At 34.1% G+C, this 16,501-nt stretch carries 15 protein-coding genes; 13 read left to right on the forward strand and 2 right to left on the reverse strand.

All coding sequences use genetic code 11. The features are described 5' to 3' along the window. The first annotated feature begins 84 nt into the window (after positions 1 to 84). The 3 genes from AC3IS5_RS09815 (at position 85) to AC3IS5_RS09825 (ending at position 5,877) form a co-directional block, all read left to right on the forward strand. On the forward strand, positions 85 to 1,428 hold the full coding sequence (locus AC3IS5_RS09815) for a sodium-dependent transporter (RefSeq protein ID WP_489427639.1): 1,344 nt from the start codon (positions 85 to 87) through the stop codon (positions 1,426 to 1,428). 205 nt (positions 1,429 to 1,633) lie between these two features. Further along, complete coding sequence (locus AC3IS5_RS09820; RefSeq protein ID WP_489427640.1) at positions 1,634 to 2,803, forward strand: exonuclease SbcCD subunit D; 1,170 nt, start codon at positions 1,634 to 1,636, stop codon at positions 2,801 to 2,803. Further along, positions 2,800 to 5,877, forward strand: coding sequence for an AAA family ATPase (locus tag AC3IS5_RS09825; protein ID WP_489427641.1), 3,078 nt, complete (start codon positions 2,800 to 2,802; stop codon positions 5,875 to 5,877). Before AC3IS5_RS09820 ends, AC3IS5_RS09825 begins: the two co-directional genes overlap by 4 nt. A 125-nt stretch (positions 5,878 to 6,002) precedes the next feature. Here the strand turns inward: AC3IS5_RS09825 and namA are convergent, their stop codons facing one another. Both namA and AC3IS5_RS09835 read right to left on the reverse strand, forming a co-directional pair. Continuing rightward, the gene (namA, locus tag AC3IS5_RS09830) at positions 6,003 to 7,022 is read right to left on the reverse strand and encodes an NADPH dehydrogenase NamA (RefSeq protein WP_489427642.1); all 1,020 of its coding nucleotides are present in this window, start codon (positions 7,020 to 7,022) and stop codon (positions 6,003 to 6,005) included. A gap of 501 nt (positions 7,023 to 7,523) precedes the next feature. After that, positions 7,524 to 8,027: a DUF3231 family protein gene (locus AC3IS5_RS09835; RefSeq protein ID WP_489425433.1), complete on the reverse strand. Its 504-nt coding sequence runs from the start codon at positions 8,025 to 8,027 to the stop codon at positions 7,524 to 7,526. A 184-nt stretch (positions 8,028 to 8,211) separates the two neighbouring features. On the opposite strand from AC3IS5_RS09835, the gene AC3IS5_RS09840 reads away from it, so the two are divergent. From AC3IS5_RS09840 to AC3IS5_RS09885, 10 genes are all read left to right on the forward strand, one after another. Continuing rightward, positions 8,212 to 8,343: a hypothetical protein gene (locus tag AC3IS5_RS09840; RefSeq protein ID WP_489427643.1), complete on the forward strand. Its 132-nt coding sequence runs from the start codon at positions 8,212 to 8,214 to the stop codon at positions 8,341 to 8,343. A gap of 78 nt (positions 8,344 to 8,421) precedes the next feature. Continuing rightward, on the forward strand, positions 8,422 to 8,883 hold the full coding sequence (locus tag AC3IS5_RS09845; RefSeq protein ID WP_489427644.1) for an SMI1/KNR4 family protein: 462 nt from the start codon (positions 8,422 to 8,424) through the stop codon (positions 8,881 to 8,883). 238 nt (positions 8,884 to 9,121) lie between these two features. After that, on the forward strand, positions 9,122 to 9,673 hold the full coding sequence (locus tag AC3IS5_RS09850; protein ID WP_489427645.1) for a DUF2441 domain-containing protein: 552 nt from the start codon (positions 9,122 to 9,124) through the stop codon (positions 9,671 to 9,673). 224 nt (positions 9,674 to 9,897) lie between these two features. Next, the gene (locus AC3IS5_RS09855; RefSeq protein WP_489427646.1) at positions 9,898 to 10,257 is read left to right on the forward strand and encodes a hypothetical protein; all 360 of its coding nucleotides are present in this window, start codon (positions 9,898 to 9,900) and stop codon (positions 10,255 to 10,257) included. Positions 10,258 to 10,459: 202 nt separating this feature from the next. Next, positions 10,460 to 10,765, forward strand: coding sequence for a hypothetical protein (locus AC3IS5_RS09860; protein ID WP_489427647.1), 306 nt, complete (start codon positions 10,460 to 10,462; stop codon positions 10,763 to 10,765). Between the two features lie 137 nt (positions 10,766 to 10,902). After that, complete coding sequence (locus AC3IS5_RS09865) at positions 10,903 to 11,628, forward strand: metallophosphoesterase family protein (RefSeq protein WP_489427648.1); 726 nt, start codon at positions 10,903 to 10,905, stop codon at positions 11,626 to 11,628. 652 nt (positions 11,629 to 12,280) lie between these two features. Beyond that, positions 12,281 to 12,739, forward strand: coding sequence for a putative iron-sulfur cluster-binding metallochaperone (locus tag AC3IS5_RS09870; RefSeq protein WP_489427649.1), 459 nt, complete (start codon positions 12,281 to 12,283; stop codon positions 12,737 to 12,739). A gap of 199 nt (positions 12,740 to 12,938) precedes the next feature. Then, complete coding sequence (locus tag AC3IS5_RS09875; protein WP_489427650.1) at positions 12,939 to 13,409, forward strand: DinB family protein; 471 nt, start codon at positions 12,939 to 12,941, stop codon at positions 13,407 to 13,409. A 296-nt stretch (positions 13,410 to 13,705) separates the two neighbouring features. Then, positions 13,706 to 14,908 carry an IS110 family RNA-guided transposase gene (locus AC3IS5_RS09880; protein ID WP_489427651.1) on the forward strand — a complete coding sequence of 401 codons (1,203 nt, stop codon included), beginning with the start codon at positions 13,706 to 13,708 and terminating at the stop codon, positions 14,906 to 14,908. A 1,019-nt stretch (positions 14,909 to 15,927) separates the two neighbouring features. Next, entirely contained in the window at positions 15,928 to 16,428 is a 501-nt protein-coding gene (locus AC3IS5_RS09885; protein ID WP_489427652.1) for a hypothetical protein, read from the forward strand. Positions 16,429 to 16,501: the final 73 nt, after the last annotated feature.

Consider the following 16,501-nt stretch of genomic DNA (forward strand, 5'->3'; position numbering starts at 1 on the left):
TTTCATGATAGAATAGGGAGTGAATATTTATGTCTCTTCAGTTGTTAGAATTGTTGAGCTGAGCAGAGTATAGGAGGAATATCTTTGGATTCAAAAAGAGGACAGTGGTCGACGAAAATTGGTTTTATATTATCGTCGGCTGGAGCGGCAATTGGGCTAGGAGCCATTTGGAAGATGCCATATGTAACAGGACAAAGTGGAGGGGGAGCCTTCTTTTTATTATTTGTCATCTTTACGTTACTTATTGGTTTACCGATGCTAATTTCAGAATTCATCATTGGTCGCGGAACGGGTGCAGAAGCGATCTCAGCATATAAAAAACTAGCACCAAAAAGTACATGGGTTTGGATTGGCCGACTTGGAGTAGCAGGATGCTTCTTATTACTATCTTTTTATAGTGTAGTAGGGGGCTGGATATTAATATATAGTGGTAAGGCTGTTGTCGGAAATGTAATTCAAAGTGGAACAGCGCCAGATCAATTGTTTGGCATGATAACAGGAACACCTTGGATCACATTAGTTGGACTAGCGCTTTTCACACTGATTAATGTGCTTATCATTTCTCTAGGTGTACAAAATGGTATTGAAAAAGCAAATAAATATATGATGCCTTTATTATTTGTATTCTTTTTCATACTTGTTATTCGAGCATTATCACTTGAAGGAGCAATGGAAGGGGTAAAATTCTTCTTAGCGCCAGATTTTTCTAAGATTACAGGTAAGGCCGTGTTATATGCGCTCGGACAGTCGTTCTTTGCTTTAGCGGTTGGTTTTTCTTGTATGGTGACGTATAGTTCGTATTTGAAAAAAGATGAGAGTTTACCTAATTCAGCAGGGTCTGTCGTACTAATGAATATTTTCGTATCATTACTTGCAGGGCTAGCGATTTTCCCGGTCGTTTTTGCATTTGGTTTTGAACCAGCAGAAGGACCTGGCTTATTGTTTATGGTATTGCCATCAGTATTTAGTCAAATGCCATTTGGTGAACTATTCTTAGCGATTTTCTTATTGTTGTTTTTATTCGCGACACTTACTTCGTCATTTAGTTTATATGAAATTATTGTTGCAGCTTTAGTAGAGAAGTGGCCGAATGCTAGAAGAAATATTGCATTTGCTTTAGGTGTAGTCGTATTTATTGCATCTATTCCAGCAGCTTTATCATCAAGTAGTTTAAGTGACTTTACAATTTTCGAAAAGAGTATTTTTGATGCGACAGATTATTTAGTCAGTAATATAATGTTACCATTAGGGAACTTCCTAATCGCCATTTTCATCATGCATAAAGTAAAGAAATCATTTGTGAGAGATGAGTTTATGCAAGGTGGAAAGTTATCGCCCATATATTTTAATACGTGGAAATTCTTAATGACATGGTTGGTACCAATCGTTATTACTATCGTATTTGTCTATTCTATAATGCAATATTAAGCGTAATCACTAAACCTAAGCCAAGGAAATTTGGCTTAGGTTTTTTTGATGAAATTACTAATTCGTATTAAAATAGGAACATTTGTTCTTTTTGTTGATTCTGTGATACAATAAATTCACAGTATATTCTGTGTGCTATTTTTCAATCACAACCATTTCAATAGAATGTTAAAATAGATAATATGATTTAAAAGGAGGAATTTTCATGAAAATATTTCATACAGCTGATTGGCATTTAGGGAAGCTTGTACAAGGGGTATACATGACTGAGGACCAAGCTTATATTTTACAACAATTTTTGGCAGATATTGACCAAGAGAAACCAGATGTCATCATTGTTGCAGGTGATTTATACGACAGAGCTGTACCTCCGACAGAAGCCGTTCGATTATTAGATGATATTTTCGCAGAGATTGTGTTAAAACGACATATTCCACTCATCAGCATTGCGGGAAATCATGACAGTCCAGGTCGTTTACATTTCGGTAGTAAGTTAATGAAGGAAAGCGGTTTACATATAGTAGGGAACCTTGATGACAAGCTATCACCGGTCGTTCTAAATGATGAGTTTGGAGAGGTACATTTTCACCTAATACCATATGCCGACCCTTCTCAAGTTAGATATGTGTTTGATGATGATTCCATTAAAACACACCAATCTGCGATGAAACGTATAACGGATGAATTGAAGAAGAAGTTGGATCCAGAGAAAAGACATGTTTTTGTTGGACATGCATTTGTAACTTCCCACGGTCAAGAAGAGGAGAATACAAGTGAATCTGAGAGACCGTTAGCTATCGGTGGTACAGAATGTATAGATGCAGCGCTTTTTGAGCCATTTCATTACACAGCTCTTGGACATTTACACCAAGCGCATTTCGTGTTAAATGAAACAATTCGCTATGCAGGTTCACCTTTAAAATATTCGATTTCTGAAGAGAATCATAAAAAGGGCTATTTAATCGTGGATTTAGCAGGAGATGGACAAGTAACAATCGAGATGAAATTATTGCAACCGCGGAGAGATATGCGAACTGTTGAGGATACAATTGATAATTTACTTAAATCAGAAGTAAGTGAAGATTATATTTACGTTAAATTACTTGATGATACACCAATTATTTCACCCATGGAGAAAATTCGTACAGTCTTTCCGAATGCCATGCATGTGGAGCGTAAAATGATTCATCAAAAAATAGACGGCACTGAGCAACTAACGACATCTCGTCAAAAGATGGACGATTTGACGCTCTTTGAGGCGTTTTACAAGGAAATAGTAGGGGAAGAAGTAGAAGATGCAACAAAACAGCTATTCCAAGAAGTGTTACAAGAAGGATTAGCAAAAGAACGTGAAGTAGGGAGTAATGTGAAATGAAGCCAATTCAACTGAAGATGACCGCTTTTGGTCCATATAAAAAGACAGAAACAATTGATTTTCGTGAATTAGGCGACCATCGCTTATTTGTTATTTCTGGTGCTACGGGAGCTGGGAAAACAACTATTTTCGATGGTATTAGTTTTGCATTGTATGGTAGTGCGAGTGGTGAAGATCGTGCAGATATTAAAGAAATTCGTAGTGACTTTGCTGACGATGATACCCATACATCTGCAGAACTCATTTTTGAAATCCATAATCGTCAATATCGTGTACTTCGTCAGTTAGCACATCGAAAAAATGGCAATAAAACTGCAACTGGTGAATCATTTGAACTTGTTGAAATTCTACCTACAGGAGAAAAGCCAGTCGTTGAATCACAAAAAGTTGGAGAAATTAATAAAAAAATTGAAGATATTATCGGATTATCAAAGGATCAATTTAAACAAATTGTCATGTTGCCTCAAGGGGAGTTTCGTAAATTACTAACTTCTGAAACAGAAAACAAAGAAGCGATATTACGTAAAATCTTCAAGACCGAATCTTATCGACATATTGCAGATCAACTTAAAGTGAAAAAAGAAGAAGCTGACAAACAATTACAGCAGGCTATAGCAGTCCGTAACTTACACACAAGTAAAATTGCAAGCACGCTTCCGAAAAGAGAATCTGCTCTTTTTGAGTTACTAGAAACAAACCAGTTTAATATGTATCAACTAGTAGATGCATTAAAAATAGAAGTCGACTTTTATGATCAGCAAATTAAGGAAGATGAAGCTAAATATAAAGAGGTCGGCAAACAACTCGAAGACAAGCAACGTCAACAATTTGAAGCAGTTACTTTAAATCAAAAAATAGAGGCATATATAGAGAAGGAACAAAAACTTCTTACTTTAAGACAGCAAGAGCCTCTGTTCTTAGAAAAAGAACGTGAGCTAGCTGCTGCTGAAAAGGCTAGTCACATTATTCCAATAGAGCAATATTACCGTGTGGCGAAGCAGAAGGTACTACAAAAGGAAGTCACATTTGAAGAAGCCAAAAAATCAGAACAAAAAATGAAACTTCAATTAGAAGAAGTAACTGCTCAATTTGTAGTCCAACAACAAAAAGAAACTGAGCGTAATGACAGTTTAAAAAGGGTCATGCATTTACAATCATTAGAACCTATATTTAAAGATTTAGAAAAACAAAATCAGATAAAAAATCAATTGCAGCAAGAGGTTCAACAATTGCAAGCAGTATTTACTGCACAAAGTCAACAACATGAAGAGCGAATGCTCGCACTTCAAGCGATAGAAGAACAATCAGCAACTTTAGAGGAGACGATACAACCTCTAGATGACAAAATTGATAAATTGGCTCAATTAAAAGACCGAGCAGCAGCTTTTCACCAATGGTCTACACAACAAAAAAAAGTGCAGGATTTAAAAGAGCAAGTCATTACAAAAGAAAAAGTATATATAGAAGCGCAGCAAAAAGCGAAGGCTGAACAAGATAAATGGGTTGCCAGCCAAGCGAGTATTCTAGCATCACAGCTAGTAGACGGTGCACCGTGTCCGGTATGTGGTAGCACGGAACATGTTGCAAAGCATGAAGAAACAGTGGAAGTCGTTGATGAGCAACAATTAGAGCAAATTCGCAAATATGCATCAAATTTAGAACAACAATACTTTGTGACTAATGGACAACTGCAGGCTGAAATGCAAGCATTTAATGCATTAGAGCAAAACCTTCAAGAACTTAGCGTTACAGTGGAAGAAGGACCAACATTAACTAATCAATATCAAGACTTATTCGCTAATGTTCAGCAATTGAAGAAAGAAAAAGAACTTTGGAACCAACTAAAAGAAAAAACTAAGTCTCAGAAACAAGCTGTAGCCGAATTCCAGCTACAACTTCAACAACTGGAAAAGACTTATCAAACTCATCTGCAGGCACTGAATAATGCTACGGCAATTTATGATGAAAAACTTAAATCCATTCCGCAAGACATTACGTCGTTACATCATCTATATCAGTTGACGAAAGAAGCTACACAGCAAAGAACTCTATTAGAGGAAAGTTGGACACTTGCTCAAAAGCGTATGCAACAAGCTAATGAACAAAATACAACAGCACAAGCGAATTTACAACATGCGATAACGGATTTAGCGGAATCCCGTAAATTGCTTGAACAAGCGCAAGAAGACTTTAAACAAGCTGTTGAAAATGCAGGCTTTGAAAAAGGAAAAGATTACTTAGCAGCGAGAAGAGACGAATCACAGTGTCAAAAACTAAAAGATGAATGTCAGCAATATAAAAACACAATACATGCATTATCGACACAAATTGAAGAAGAAAAAGAACAAGTTGCAGGCAAAGAATTAGTGAATCTTACTATAGTATCTGAGGAAGTAAATCAGTTGAAACAAGCCTATGAAATGGCATTCGAACAATGGAATAACTCAAAAAAATATCGTCAGAATGCGCACCAACTGATTATTGATTTATCGGAAGTAAGCAAAAATATTGCTGATCTTGAAGCCTCTTGTGGCCGAATTATTGGTCTTTATGATTTACTACGAGGTCAAAATCATATGAAAATCTCATTTGAGCGTTATGTTCAAATCGAGTATTTGGAGCAAATTATTCATGCCGCAAATGAACGTCTTAAACCACTATCGAACGGTCAATTCAATTTGATTCGTAGTGATCGTCAAGAAGCAAGAGGTAAGCAAAGCGGATTAGGTTTAGATGTCTATGACGCATACACGGGGCAAACTCGTGATGTCAAAACGTTATCCGGCGGAGAAAAGTTCAATGCTTCATTATGTTTAGCACTAGGTATGTCAGACGTAATTCAAAGCTTCCAAGGAAATATCAGAATTGATACGATGTTTATAGACGAAGGTTTCGGTACGTTAGATGAGGAATCATTGACTAAAGCAATCGATACACTCATTGATCTTCAGAAGTCCGGTCGTATGATCGGCGTTATCTCCCATGTTGCAGAGCTAAAAGCAGCAATGCCAGCTATTTTAGAAGTAACAAAATCACGAGAAGGTCACAGTCACACTACATTTCATGTTAAGTAAGAGACAATTTATTTAGATTTAAGGAATAGATCAAAAATGTAGAAGCTTTATTAAAAAAACCTACATGACGATTGGGCCAGTTACACTCAATCATCATGTAGGTTTATTTATTTTCAAGTAAGAACTTATTTCCAACCACGTTTATATGAATCGTTTATAGCTTCAATATCTACGCCCAATTCTTTTGCAGCTTGATAAGCCCAATATGGATTACGTAGTAATTCTCTAGCCATGAAGACTAGGTCTGCTCTGTTATTTTGCAGAATTTCTTCAGCCTGTACTGGGGAAGTAATGAGACCAACTGCTCCTGTTGGAATCGGTGTTTCATGCTTGATCGTCTCAGCAAATGGTACTTGATAGCCTGGGAATACTGGAATTCTTGCATGCACGACTGCGCCAGAACTAACATCCACTAAATCGACACCTTGCTCTTTCATCCATTTTGTCATCGTAATATAATCGACAGGTTCCATTCCACCGTCTGCATAATCCTTCGCAGAGATTCGGACAAATAGAGGACCGGCAAATACTTCTTTCACTGCATCAATTACTTCACGTAAAAAACGATAGCGGTTTTCTACTGAGCCTCCGTATTCATCTGTACGTTTATTTGACAGTGGGGATAAAAATTCATTGATTAAATAACCATGTGCACCATGCAGTTCAATTACATCAAAGCCAGCTTCTTTTGATCGGATAGCGGCTTTTTTGAATGCATCTACCGTATTTTTTATATCATTGGTTGTCATTTCAATCGGTGTTTTGTAATTTTCACTAAAGGCAATAGCAGAAGGTGCGTAAATATCGCTTTCAAGTTCAGCTTTACGTCCTGCATGTGCTAATTGGATACCTGTTTTGGAACCTGCACCATGCATTAATCGATTCAGTTCAGTAAGACCAGCAGTATGCTTGTCACTCCAAATGCCAAGGTCTTTAGGTGAGATACGACCTTCTGGCTGAACAGCAGTTGCTTCTACAATGATCAATCCTACTTGACCAACCGCTCTTGTTGCATAGTGAATTTTATGGAAGTCTTGAACAAGACCGTCCTTATTATGACATTCATACATACACATAGGAGACATTACAATGCGATTTTTTAGCGTTAAATTACCTATTTTATAATTTTCAAATAATTTTGCCATAAATGAACTCACTCCAATTCTCTTGTTGCCTATATTATAGCAAAATAGTAGGGATTGGTTTATTAAAAAGACTTAGGTACACCTGGATTTTTTATTTGTAATATTATTATTTTCTCAGTAAGAGTGAGGAATGATGAAATTACACCTTTATGATAATTGTTTTAGTGAAAGTTCTTTATTTTCAAAATCTGAACTTATAATAGATAAAGAAAGTGTTATTAACGAAACTACAATCACACTTACAGGGGTTGCTCTTGGCAAAATTAGATATGTAAGTAATTCACGATAAAGATTGTGAAAAAATGCACTTAAACTAACGGGGCAGTTTACTTGAATAAGGATAGTACGAATAGACATGGGTAAAAGAATACAAAAAATTAATTAAGGGTGATTTAAATGTATTAAAGTTATACTGAAACCTTAAACAAGAATAACAAAACAAAAGGGACCTTCTAATTGGTCCCTTTACCATTCAAAATACAGTTACGTTATTTTACGTTATTATTCTGGAACATCTGTGTGAAGAGGTGGTGGAACAATCCATCCTTTTTCTTTGTTTAGTTTTAAAAGTTTCGCTCCAAATAGTGCCCATTCTGTATGGAATTTACCGAACATCCTAGCAATATCCTCACGTAAACATTGCCCCATTACTTGGCTACATGACACTAAACCTTGTCCAACATTTACAGCAACTGTTGCACTTATTTCAACATCCTCAAATCTTGCACCAACAGGAATATCTTCAGTCGTTGCTTTTGGGCGACTTGGTAATGCAGGTGGAGGAACAATACCGTTGTTTTTTAATAGTTCCACAACCTCTTTATTATGTGATTGCATCATTTCTATAACTTGTGTGAGTAGCTTTTTCAGGTCTTTATCTCCAACATGATTAACAAATGTCTCATATCCACTTATTAGTCCATTGTTTGCTGCAACAAATGACCAGGAACCCATTACTTCACCATAATGCATAGGATCTTTTTTTGGATTATCCATAACGCCCATTAATCAACACACTCCCTAAGATATTATTTATTCCTTCATATTTTGTATTAAAAATGATTATTAATACATTAAATAATGGTTATGGTGATTTTAACAATTCTATATAGGGAGTTTTTTAGTATATAAAAGAGAGGTTGAAACAACATAAAAATGAATAAATAGGTGAATGAGGTTTTTTGGGACAATGACTTATTTTACTGTGAGAATTATAAATATATCCCAGTTACGTCTTGTTAAGCTAACGGGTGGTTTAGTGGAAGATGGTCGAGCTGTTCAGACGGCTCCTTTTTCTTATTCAACTAAAGAGGCAGGTTAGTTCAATAAGATTTACAAATACTCAATAAAACCCTAAACTAAAAATGGTTGTAATTCCATTTTAAAAAGAGGTGCTTTAATGAAGAACGGTATTTGGCAAGAGAATAATGAGTATTATAAGTTAGAATCACTGACAGAGGAATTGGTAAAAGAAGCAGAGGGAAAACTTAAAATTAAGTTGCCTCAAACATACATAAATATTCTTAAGGAACAAAATGGAGGATATATTAATTTTGACTCTTATCCTACTGAGGTTCCGACATCTTGGGCAGATGACCATATAAATATTGATCATATCTTTGGAATCGGTGATGAAAACGGTATTTTAGAGAGCGCGTATTTAATTGAAGAATGGGGATTGCCTAACAATATCGTACTGATTTCTGGAGATGGCCATTCCTGGGTTGCTTTTGATTACAGAAATACAAAAGAAGAACCACCTGTTATCTTTATTGATATTGAAGATGAACAGATTATTGAACTCGCTTCTAACTTTGATTCTTTTTTAAATGGTTTAATCATTTGGGAAGATGAGGTTTAAGAACAAATATTAACTGTGCTATTCAGTAAACAGAGCGATTCTTCATTATGAGAAATCGCTTTTTCTTATTGAACTAACGGGGCAGTTTAGTTGAACAGTGTTGTTTAACTTGTTTTTAATAATCGGGCCAGTTAGTTGATCAATCAAAAAGGGGAATGAGTTAAAGCATTTGTTGTGCAAAACAATAAATTTCAATTTTATTTATTTTTTATTAGTAATAAAAGAGAGGTAGGTCAAAATGTCAAATTTTTATGTGTATCATGTAGTTACGGAAAAGCCTATGAAGCTTGGACAAATAATAATTTTTGATAGTAATCATTATAATGGTGTTTATAATCGAGTTATGGCTTGTAAAAATATATTAGATGGCAATAAGGTAATTGATAATTTTTCTAAATTTATAAATTTAAATTTGGAATATTGGACTGTTAGAACATACAGAGAATTAGCTTTAGAAAAGGTTAGAAAAGAAAAATATCTCAACTATCCTTCTAGAATGCAATGTTTATACACATCCAAAACTCTATTAGATGCAGAAATGTGGGCTAGTTCTTTTATAAATAGTGGTAGAAATGTTTATCAAATAGTGAAATTGCGAACAGACGGCAAGGTATTTGATGGTGATGCGTATAATGTCTTTGACGGAACTGATAATGATGAAGAAAATGTTAGAAATGCAGATTACTACTGGAGTAATCGACCTAATAATCTTGGGAAAGAGCCATTAGTTGAAACTTTAATAGATGGCAATATTGAAGTAGTAGAAATAATAAAGGAATTTCTACAATAGGGAAAGTTGTTGAATAAGCTTCACTTTTCATCTTCAACTATTGGGGAGCTTTACTTGAAGATCATTGAGTTGCATATGCAGCTCTTTTTTCTTTATTGAACTAACGGGGCAGGTTAATGGAAGAGGATTTCCCGTATCAGCCATAGAATAAATAATTTGATGAATATCTTCTGTTTTCGGATTGTGGTTATAACAGGAAAAATATTAAAATAGGAGGCTCCGTAATGAACGAAAACAATGCGATTGAAAATACATTTACAAAGCTTCAAAACAACCAATACGATATAACAAAATTAACTGCCGAAGAACTTGAAATCTTACAAAAATATGCCCCGCCTAAAAAAGTATTTAGCACTATCGATAAAGCAATCGATAGTTTTGCAGACCAATTAAAAAATCCAAATTTAACTCCAGAAGAAAGAGAAAATTTGAATGACCGAATCGAACGAATGGTTGAGCAATCTTTTAAAAAAGATACGGAGTTCAAACAGTGGATGGGTTACATAGCGTTTGCAGCAGTAGGCGGAGCAGGTCTAATTTTTGCAGCAAAGAATCCTAACTTACTCAGAAAAGTTAAACCTTAACTAATAATAATCTTTATTTTACCCAGTTAATTATTATTGTTTATCCATCTATTTCAACTAACGGATGCTTTACTTGAAGATCATTGAGTTGCATATGCAGCTCTTTTTTTCTTTATTGAACTAACGGGGCAGGTTAGTTGAAGAAGGGGTTTTTTAGTAAGTTCGCGAATAAAAAGATATAAGGGAAATATGAGGTGGTTATTTGAAAAAAACAATTGGGATTTTAGTAACGTTAGGAATTATTTTTATATTGTTGCATTCAACGCCAAAAATGGCATTGAGGTATCATATATTTTTTTTGGGGTATCCAAAAGAAGCCCTAACTACAGATATTAGTGATACTAAAATCGATAATGAATTCGATAATGAAATTTTAAATAAACTAAATGCAAATTCATATACCTTAACAAAACCACCATTTGAAAAAGCAACTGAAGCAGAATTAGACACTCTTCTAGTGAAGAAGAAGGGGTTTTTATATTTTGCAGAGTATTATTCGCTTTTATAAAAATCCGTATTCAACTAACGAGGGCTTTAGTAAAAGATCATTGAGCTGTCCAGACAGCTCTTTTTTCTTTTTCAACTAACGCAGCTGGTTAGGTGAAGAAGATAGGTAGATGTAAAGAATAAAGGAGGATCTTAGTAATGAAGACGGCTATTATATCTGACATTCATGGAAATATAGATGCGTTACAAGTAGTGCTATTAGATATTAAAAATCGTGGTATTAAGGAAATATATAATTTAGGTGATAGCTTATATGGACCACTATTTCCTATAGAAACTTATGAATTATTAGTAAAAGAGAACATTCGTAATATTAGGGGGAATTGCGATAGAATCTTATTAGATAACAATACAGATAATCCAACAGTACAATATGTTCAAGATTTATTGGAAGAAGAGCATAAGGAATGGATTTCTGATTTGCCATTTTCTTTGCAAACTGAAGATTTTTATTTTTGTCACGGTACTCCCACTAATGATGAAAGATATTTGTTAGAAGAAATAAGTCCAAATGGTTCTAAGCTTAAGAAGACAGAAGATATTTTGAAGTTGGTTAATGGCATTTCGCAGAACATTATTTTTTGTGCACATACTCACATACCTAGAGTTGTATTTTTACCTAATAATAAAATAGTTATTAATCCAGGTAGCGTTGGACTACCAGCTTATGAAGACGAATTACCAATCTATCACAAAATGGAGTCTGGTTCTCCTTATGCAAATTATACAATTGTAACAAAAAAAGAAGATGACTGGATGATAGAACAAATACATATTCCTTATAATCGAGATGGAGCTATCATACAAAGTGAAAAAAACGGAAGAATAGATTGGGCAATAGCAATTCAAACAGGTAGAGTTTAAAAATTTCAGTAGCAGTTGTACAAAGAATTATATAATTGTTCAAAAAATCCTTCTTCAACTAACGGGTGCTTTACTTCAATAAGGAGTGGAGCATTTTTTTGAACTAACGAGGCAGGTTAGCTCAATAATGTTGTTGTAGTTAATAGGAAAAAGATTCTTTAGCAGGTTACCAAAAACTAATTCATATTTTAGAAACAAGAAAAAACCATTTTGATAAGTTATTTATCAAGATGGTTTTTTAATTTTCATTATATAATTAAAAGTCAACGTTTTTACGACGTTGATCCATATTAGTTAATATTTTTTGACTGTCTGTATTGGCCATATTTGTATAAAGAGAAGTCGTTTTAATATCATTATGACCAAGTTGGTCACGAAGAAGAATATTAACTTGATATTTTCAATTGATGATAATGCGCCTAAACTCATGTATATCAAGGGTTTAGACGCTTTTTGTTATTTTTGTAATGACACTGAACGTGTTATTAACAAAACTACAATCACACTTACAGGTGTTGCTCTAGGCAAAATTAGATATGTAAGTAAGTCACGATAAAGATTGTGAAAAAATGTACTTAAACTAACGGGGCAGTTTACTTTAAGAAGGAGTGATATAATTTTCATAAAATTATTGCGAGTGAGGGAGTAGAGTATGAGTGATTGTTGTGCTTCAAAAGAACGAATTACTGAAAATAATGATATTGAGTTTTGTCCATCTTGTAATACCAAAGGGAAAAAGTTGAAAATTATAACGTTAAAATCAATGCTTAAACCATCAATTTTAGATTCTTTGAATCCGAGTTTGAATCATTACTTTTGTTCAAAGAAAGATTGTGATGTTGTCTATTTTGATGCAGAGAAAAAACTGTATCTTAAGTCAGAAGTAAAGGTATCTGTGCATCAAAAAGATGATTCTCCTACTGTACCAGTTTGCTATTGCTTTAGTTGGACAAAAGAAAAAATTAAGAAATATGAAGAACAAGAACTTTCCCCTAAACCATTAGAACACATTCGAAAAAATGTAAAAGCAGACAGATGTGGGTGTGAGGTAAATAATCCTCAAGGTAGTTGTTGTATGGGGAATGTTACGAAATATATAAAAAGTCTTTAAATAAAGCAATATTTTTTTACAAAAGGGGGTTATAGTAGAAGATCATTGAGCTGTTCAGACAGCTCTTTTTTCATTCAACCGTGGCAGGTTAATTGAAGAAAGAGTTATAAAAAGAGGGAAATAACCATATTAAAGAGAATGATTAACAATATATAAAGGCATTAAATTTTGATAAACTTTAAGAAGGAGTGTGGCAGGTATGTTTCACCCAAAAGATGTTTTGTCTGATCAGTTGTTAGCTAATGCAAACGATCCAAGTTGGTACGTACCATTTTCAGAATCTGTTAAAAATTTGACAGATGAAGAAGCTTTTTGGAAGGTGAGTGAAGAAAGTAATAGTATTGCCGAAATTGTACAGCATTTGCTTTATTGGAATGTAACGTGGCAAACAAGGTATAAAGAAGCTAGTGTTTATGCAGTTCCGACAGTAGGAAGTAATGACAGTACATTTACCATTTCAAAAAATAAATCATTCTATGAACTTCAAAAACAACTTTTAGATGTTCTTTTACATTGGCAAGAAATATTAACGGAAGAACAACTAGAAAGCGATGTTCAAGGAGACTTTGAAGCTAATTGGTGGCAAGTATTGGGTAATGTAACGACACATAATGCATATCATATTGGTCAAATTGTTTATATTCGGAAGATACAAAAGAGCTGGAATTAGAGCAAAAAGAAAAGTGATATATTTTATAGTTATTGAACTAACGGGTGCGTTCGTATTATATAGTTCAGCCAGAACTTTCTGGTTGAACTTTTTTTATTTAGATTTAAGCTATCAGTAGCCAGGGTAGAACGTACGGGGGCGTGGGACATGGATCCCGTCGATTAAACTGTTCACCCCCTACTTGTAGAAATATGTTTGAGGCTGGTTGAGACTAAGATCTCGTATAACAAGCGAAGCTATAATACTACTTGAAGGTAATAGGGGTTACTGGTGAATACGTTAGAGGAGGAGAAAAAATGAACCCAGTAGTGGGTATTGATGTAGCTAAAGATGAAAGTGAAGTACAGGCTTTTTTAGAGAAAGGAAAGCCGCATGGAGGAAGTTTTTCAATAAAGCATAATCGAGAAGAATTAGACAAGTTTATAAGATTTATAGTGGAGATTAAATCGATAACAGGGAGTATGCCAGTCGTCATTTTAGAATCAACAGGTCATTATCATACACCCATCATTCAATGCTTAGAAGAAAATGAAATACTGTATATTTTGTTAAATCCAATCATCTCTTATCAAGCAAAGAAATCCAGTTTAAGAAAGGTAAAGACCGACGCCTTCGACGCCTATCAATTATGTGTTCTCTATTACAAAGAGGAATTTGAACCTTATAAAGTAAGGGGGATTCAGCTTCTAAATCTTCGTAATCTATCGAGGCAACAGGAGATTATAACGAATATGTATGTCGAAGCTAAGCTGCAATTTCATACTATTTTAGATCAGATTTTCCCTGAATATAGAAAAGTCTTTGGAGACCTTTTTTCTAAAGTATCTTTATTGATATTGAAAGAATATCCAACGTCGGAGAGAGTTCTAGAATTTAACGAGGAGGAACTGGCAAATAGTATTCGTGGGTATTGTCCGAATCGTTCTGCCCTATGGGCAAGGGAAAAGGCAAGAAAACTGATAGATTCAGCCAATCAAAATCCTTTTCAGAAGGTGATGTATCAAAGTCATTTATTTAATCTTAATATGTATATCGATATCCTATTCAATTACCAAGGAAACCTTACGGAATTAGAGAGCCAAATGATATCCCTGGCAAGTGAAATAGAAGAATATAAGATTATCCAATCAATCCCTGGAATCGGTGAAAAAATCGCTGCCACGATTATTTCAGAAATTGGGGAAATCGATCGGTTTAATCACCCTAAGAAATTGGTGGCCTATGCCGGAATTGATCCGAGTGTTTATTCATCTGGAAAATTCACAGCGACAACGAATCGGATCACTAAACGTGGTTCCAGTAGGCTAAGGCACAGTTTATATTTAGCTGTTTTGTGTGGAATAAGAAGCTCTAGAAATAAAAAACTCAAAGAGTTTTATGACAAGAAGCGTTCAGAAGGAAAACCTTCGAAAGTTGCAATAGTTGCTTGTATTAATAAACTTCTTCACTGGATATATGCTTTATTAAAAAGGAAAGAAGTTTTCCTTGATTTAGTTTGATTTATTTAATTGACCATTAAATGAAAACCCTTCCATAATACATTTGGAGGGTTATTTGCTATGCCCAAAAACAGTATAGCATAAAGAAAAGTATCATTTTACAGAAAGATATTGACAACCTATTAGCTGGTTTAATTAAAGATCATTGAGTTGCGTATGCAGCTCTTTTTTCTTTATTGAACTAACGGGGCAGGTTAGTTGAAGAAGGGTATGTAAGGGGGATTTAATATGAAACGTTTAATTATAGGTATAGCAGTAATTATGTTAATTTTATTAGCTATGTGGTTTTTTACTACAGGGTCACCAAGTTAGAGTGTTATCGGATTATTAAACTAACGAAGCAGGTTTGTTGAATAAGATTATTGTAAAGTAAGGGATTGGGAATATGTAATTTCTATTATTAATTTAATGGTATAATTTTATCTTATATCTTAATTTTTATGGACGATATGTGTAAAGAGAGGTGTAAAATGGAATTTACATATTTTTTAGCAACGTTCTTGTTTTCGATACTATGGTTTCTTAATTTAGTCCAACTATTAGAAAAACTAAAACAAGGAAAAGACATACATAATCAAAAAATACTAGGTTGTGTATGGAGCGTGGGATTAACTTTTTCTTTGATTTTTTCTATATCATCTTTTATGTAAAAAGGTTTTAATCTTTATTGCGCTAGGAAAAAAGGAGAATTTAAAATTGTTTAATGTAAATAAAAAGATTTACTGGCCACTCATAATACCTTTCGTAATTTTAATGTTTGTTTTACTTTATGCATTACCTGCTGACCAAAGGGCTTTCATAGTAGCTTTACCTATACCGTTTTGGATAATTTACTTTATTCTTAATAAAATTTATCCTGAAAAAAATAAGTAATTCAAAAATAACGTTTACTTGAAGATCATTGAGTTGCATATGCAGCTCTTTTTTCTTTATTGAACTAACGGGGCAGTTTAGTTGAATAAGCAAAACGGGAAAAGCCAGTTATTATTGCAGGAAAAAGAAAGAAAAGAAGGTGTACAATGGACACGAATGCACGAAAAACTAAATTAGAGTTTCTCTTACAAAAACAAAAAGAGAAAGAAAGAAATGATGAAATACAGATGCAATTAGGTTGGATATTGGAGCCTTTCTCAACTAAAGAAAGTATTAGGCTGTTAGACGATGAGGAGAGGGGGAAAGTGAAAACTGAATTTATAGAGAGCATCCCAATAATTGAATGGGTAAGTCTAGACTTAGAGAAAATGAATAACAAGTTCGTTTTACATAATGTTAGTAGCGATAAGGTAGCCTTGTTTTTAAACGATAAAGAACTATACACTGAGAATTCAGTTTATCTTTTCTTGCAAAACGACCTACCACCTTTTAGTACATTACCTTGGGTAAAGATGCCACTATCCAAAGTAATTGAAAACATTATTCATCTAGCAGCGGAAGATTCCTATCAACAGTATGTATTTTGCCCATCACCTAAATTTGTAATAGAATTCGTTGAACCTGACTTAATAGCCATTGCTTGGTAACGGGGCTTTCCTGTTGAATACAGAAATCATCTTTTACATGTGGTATAACCTTTTTTAAAATGTCCTTTACAAT

The organism is Viridibacillus sp. KH_047 (assembly GCF_057838945.1).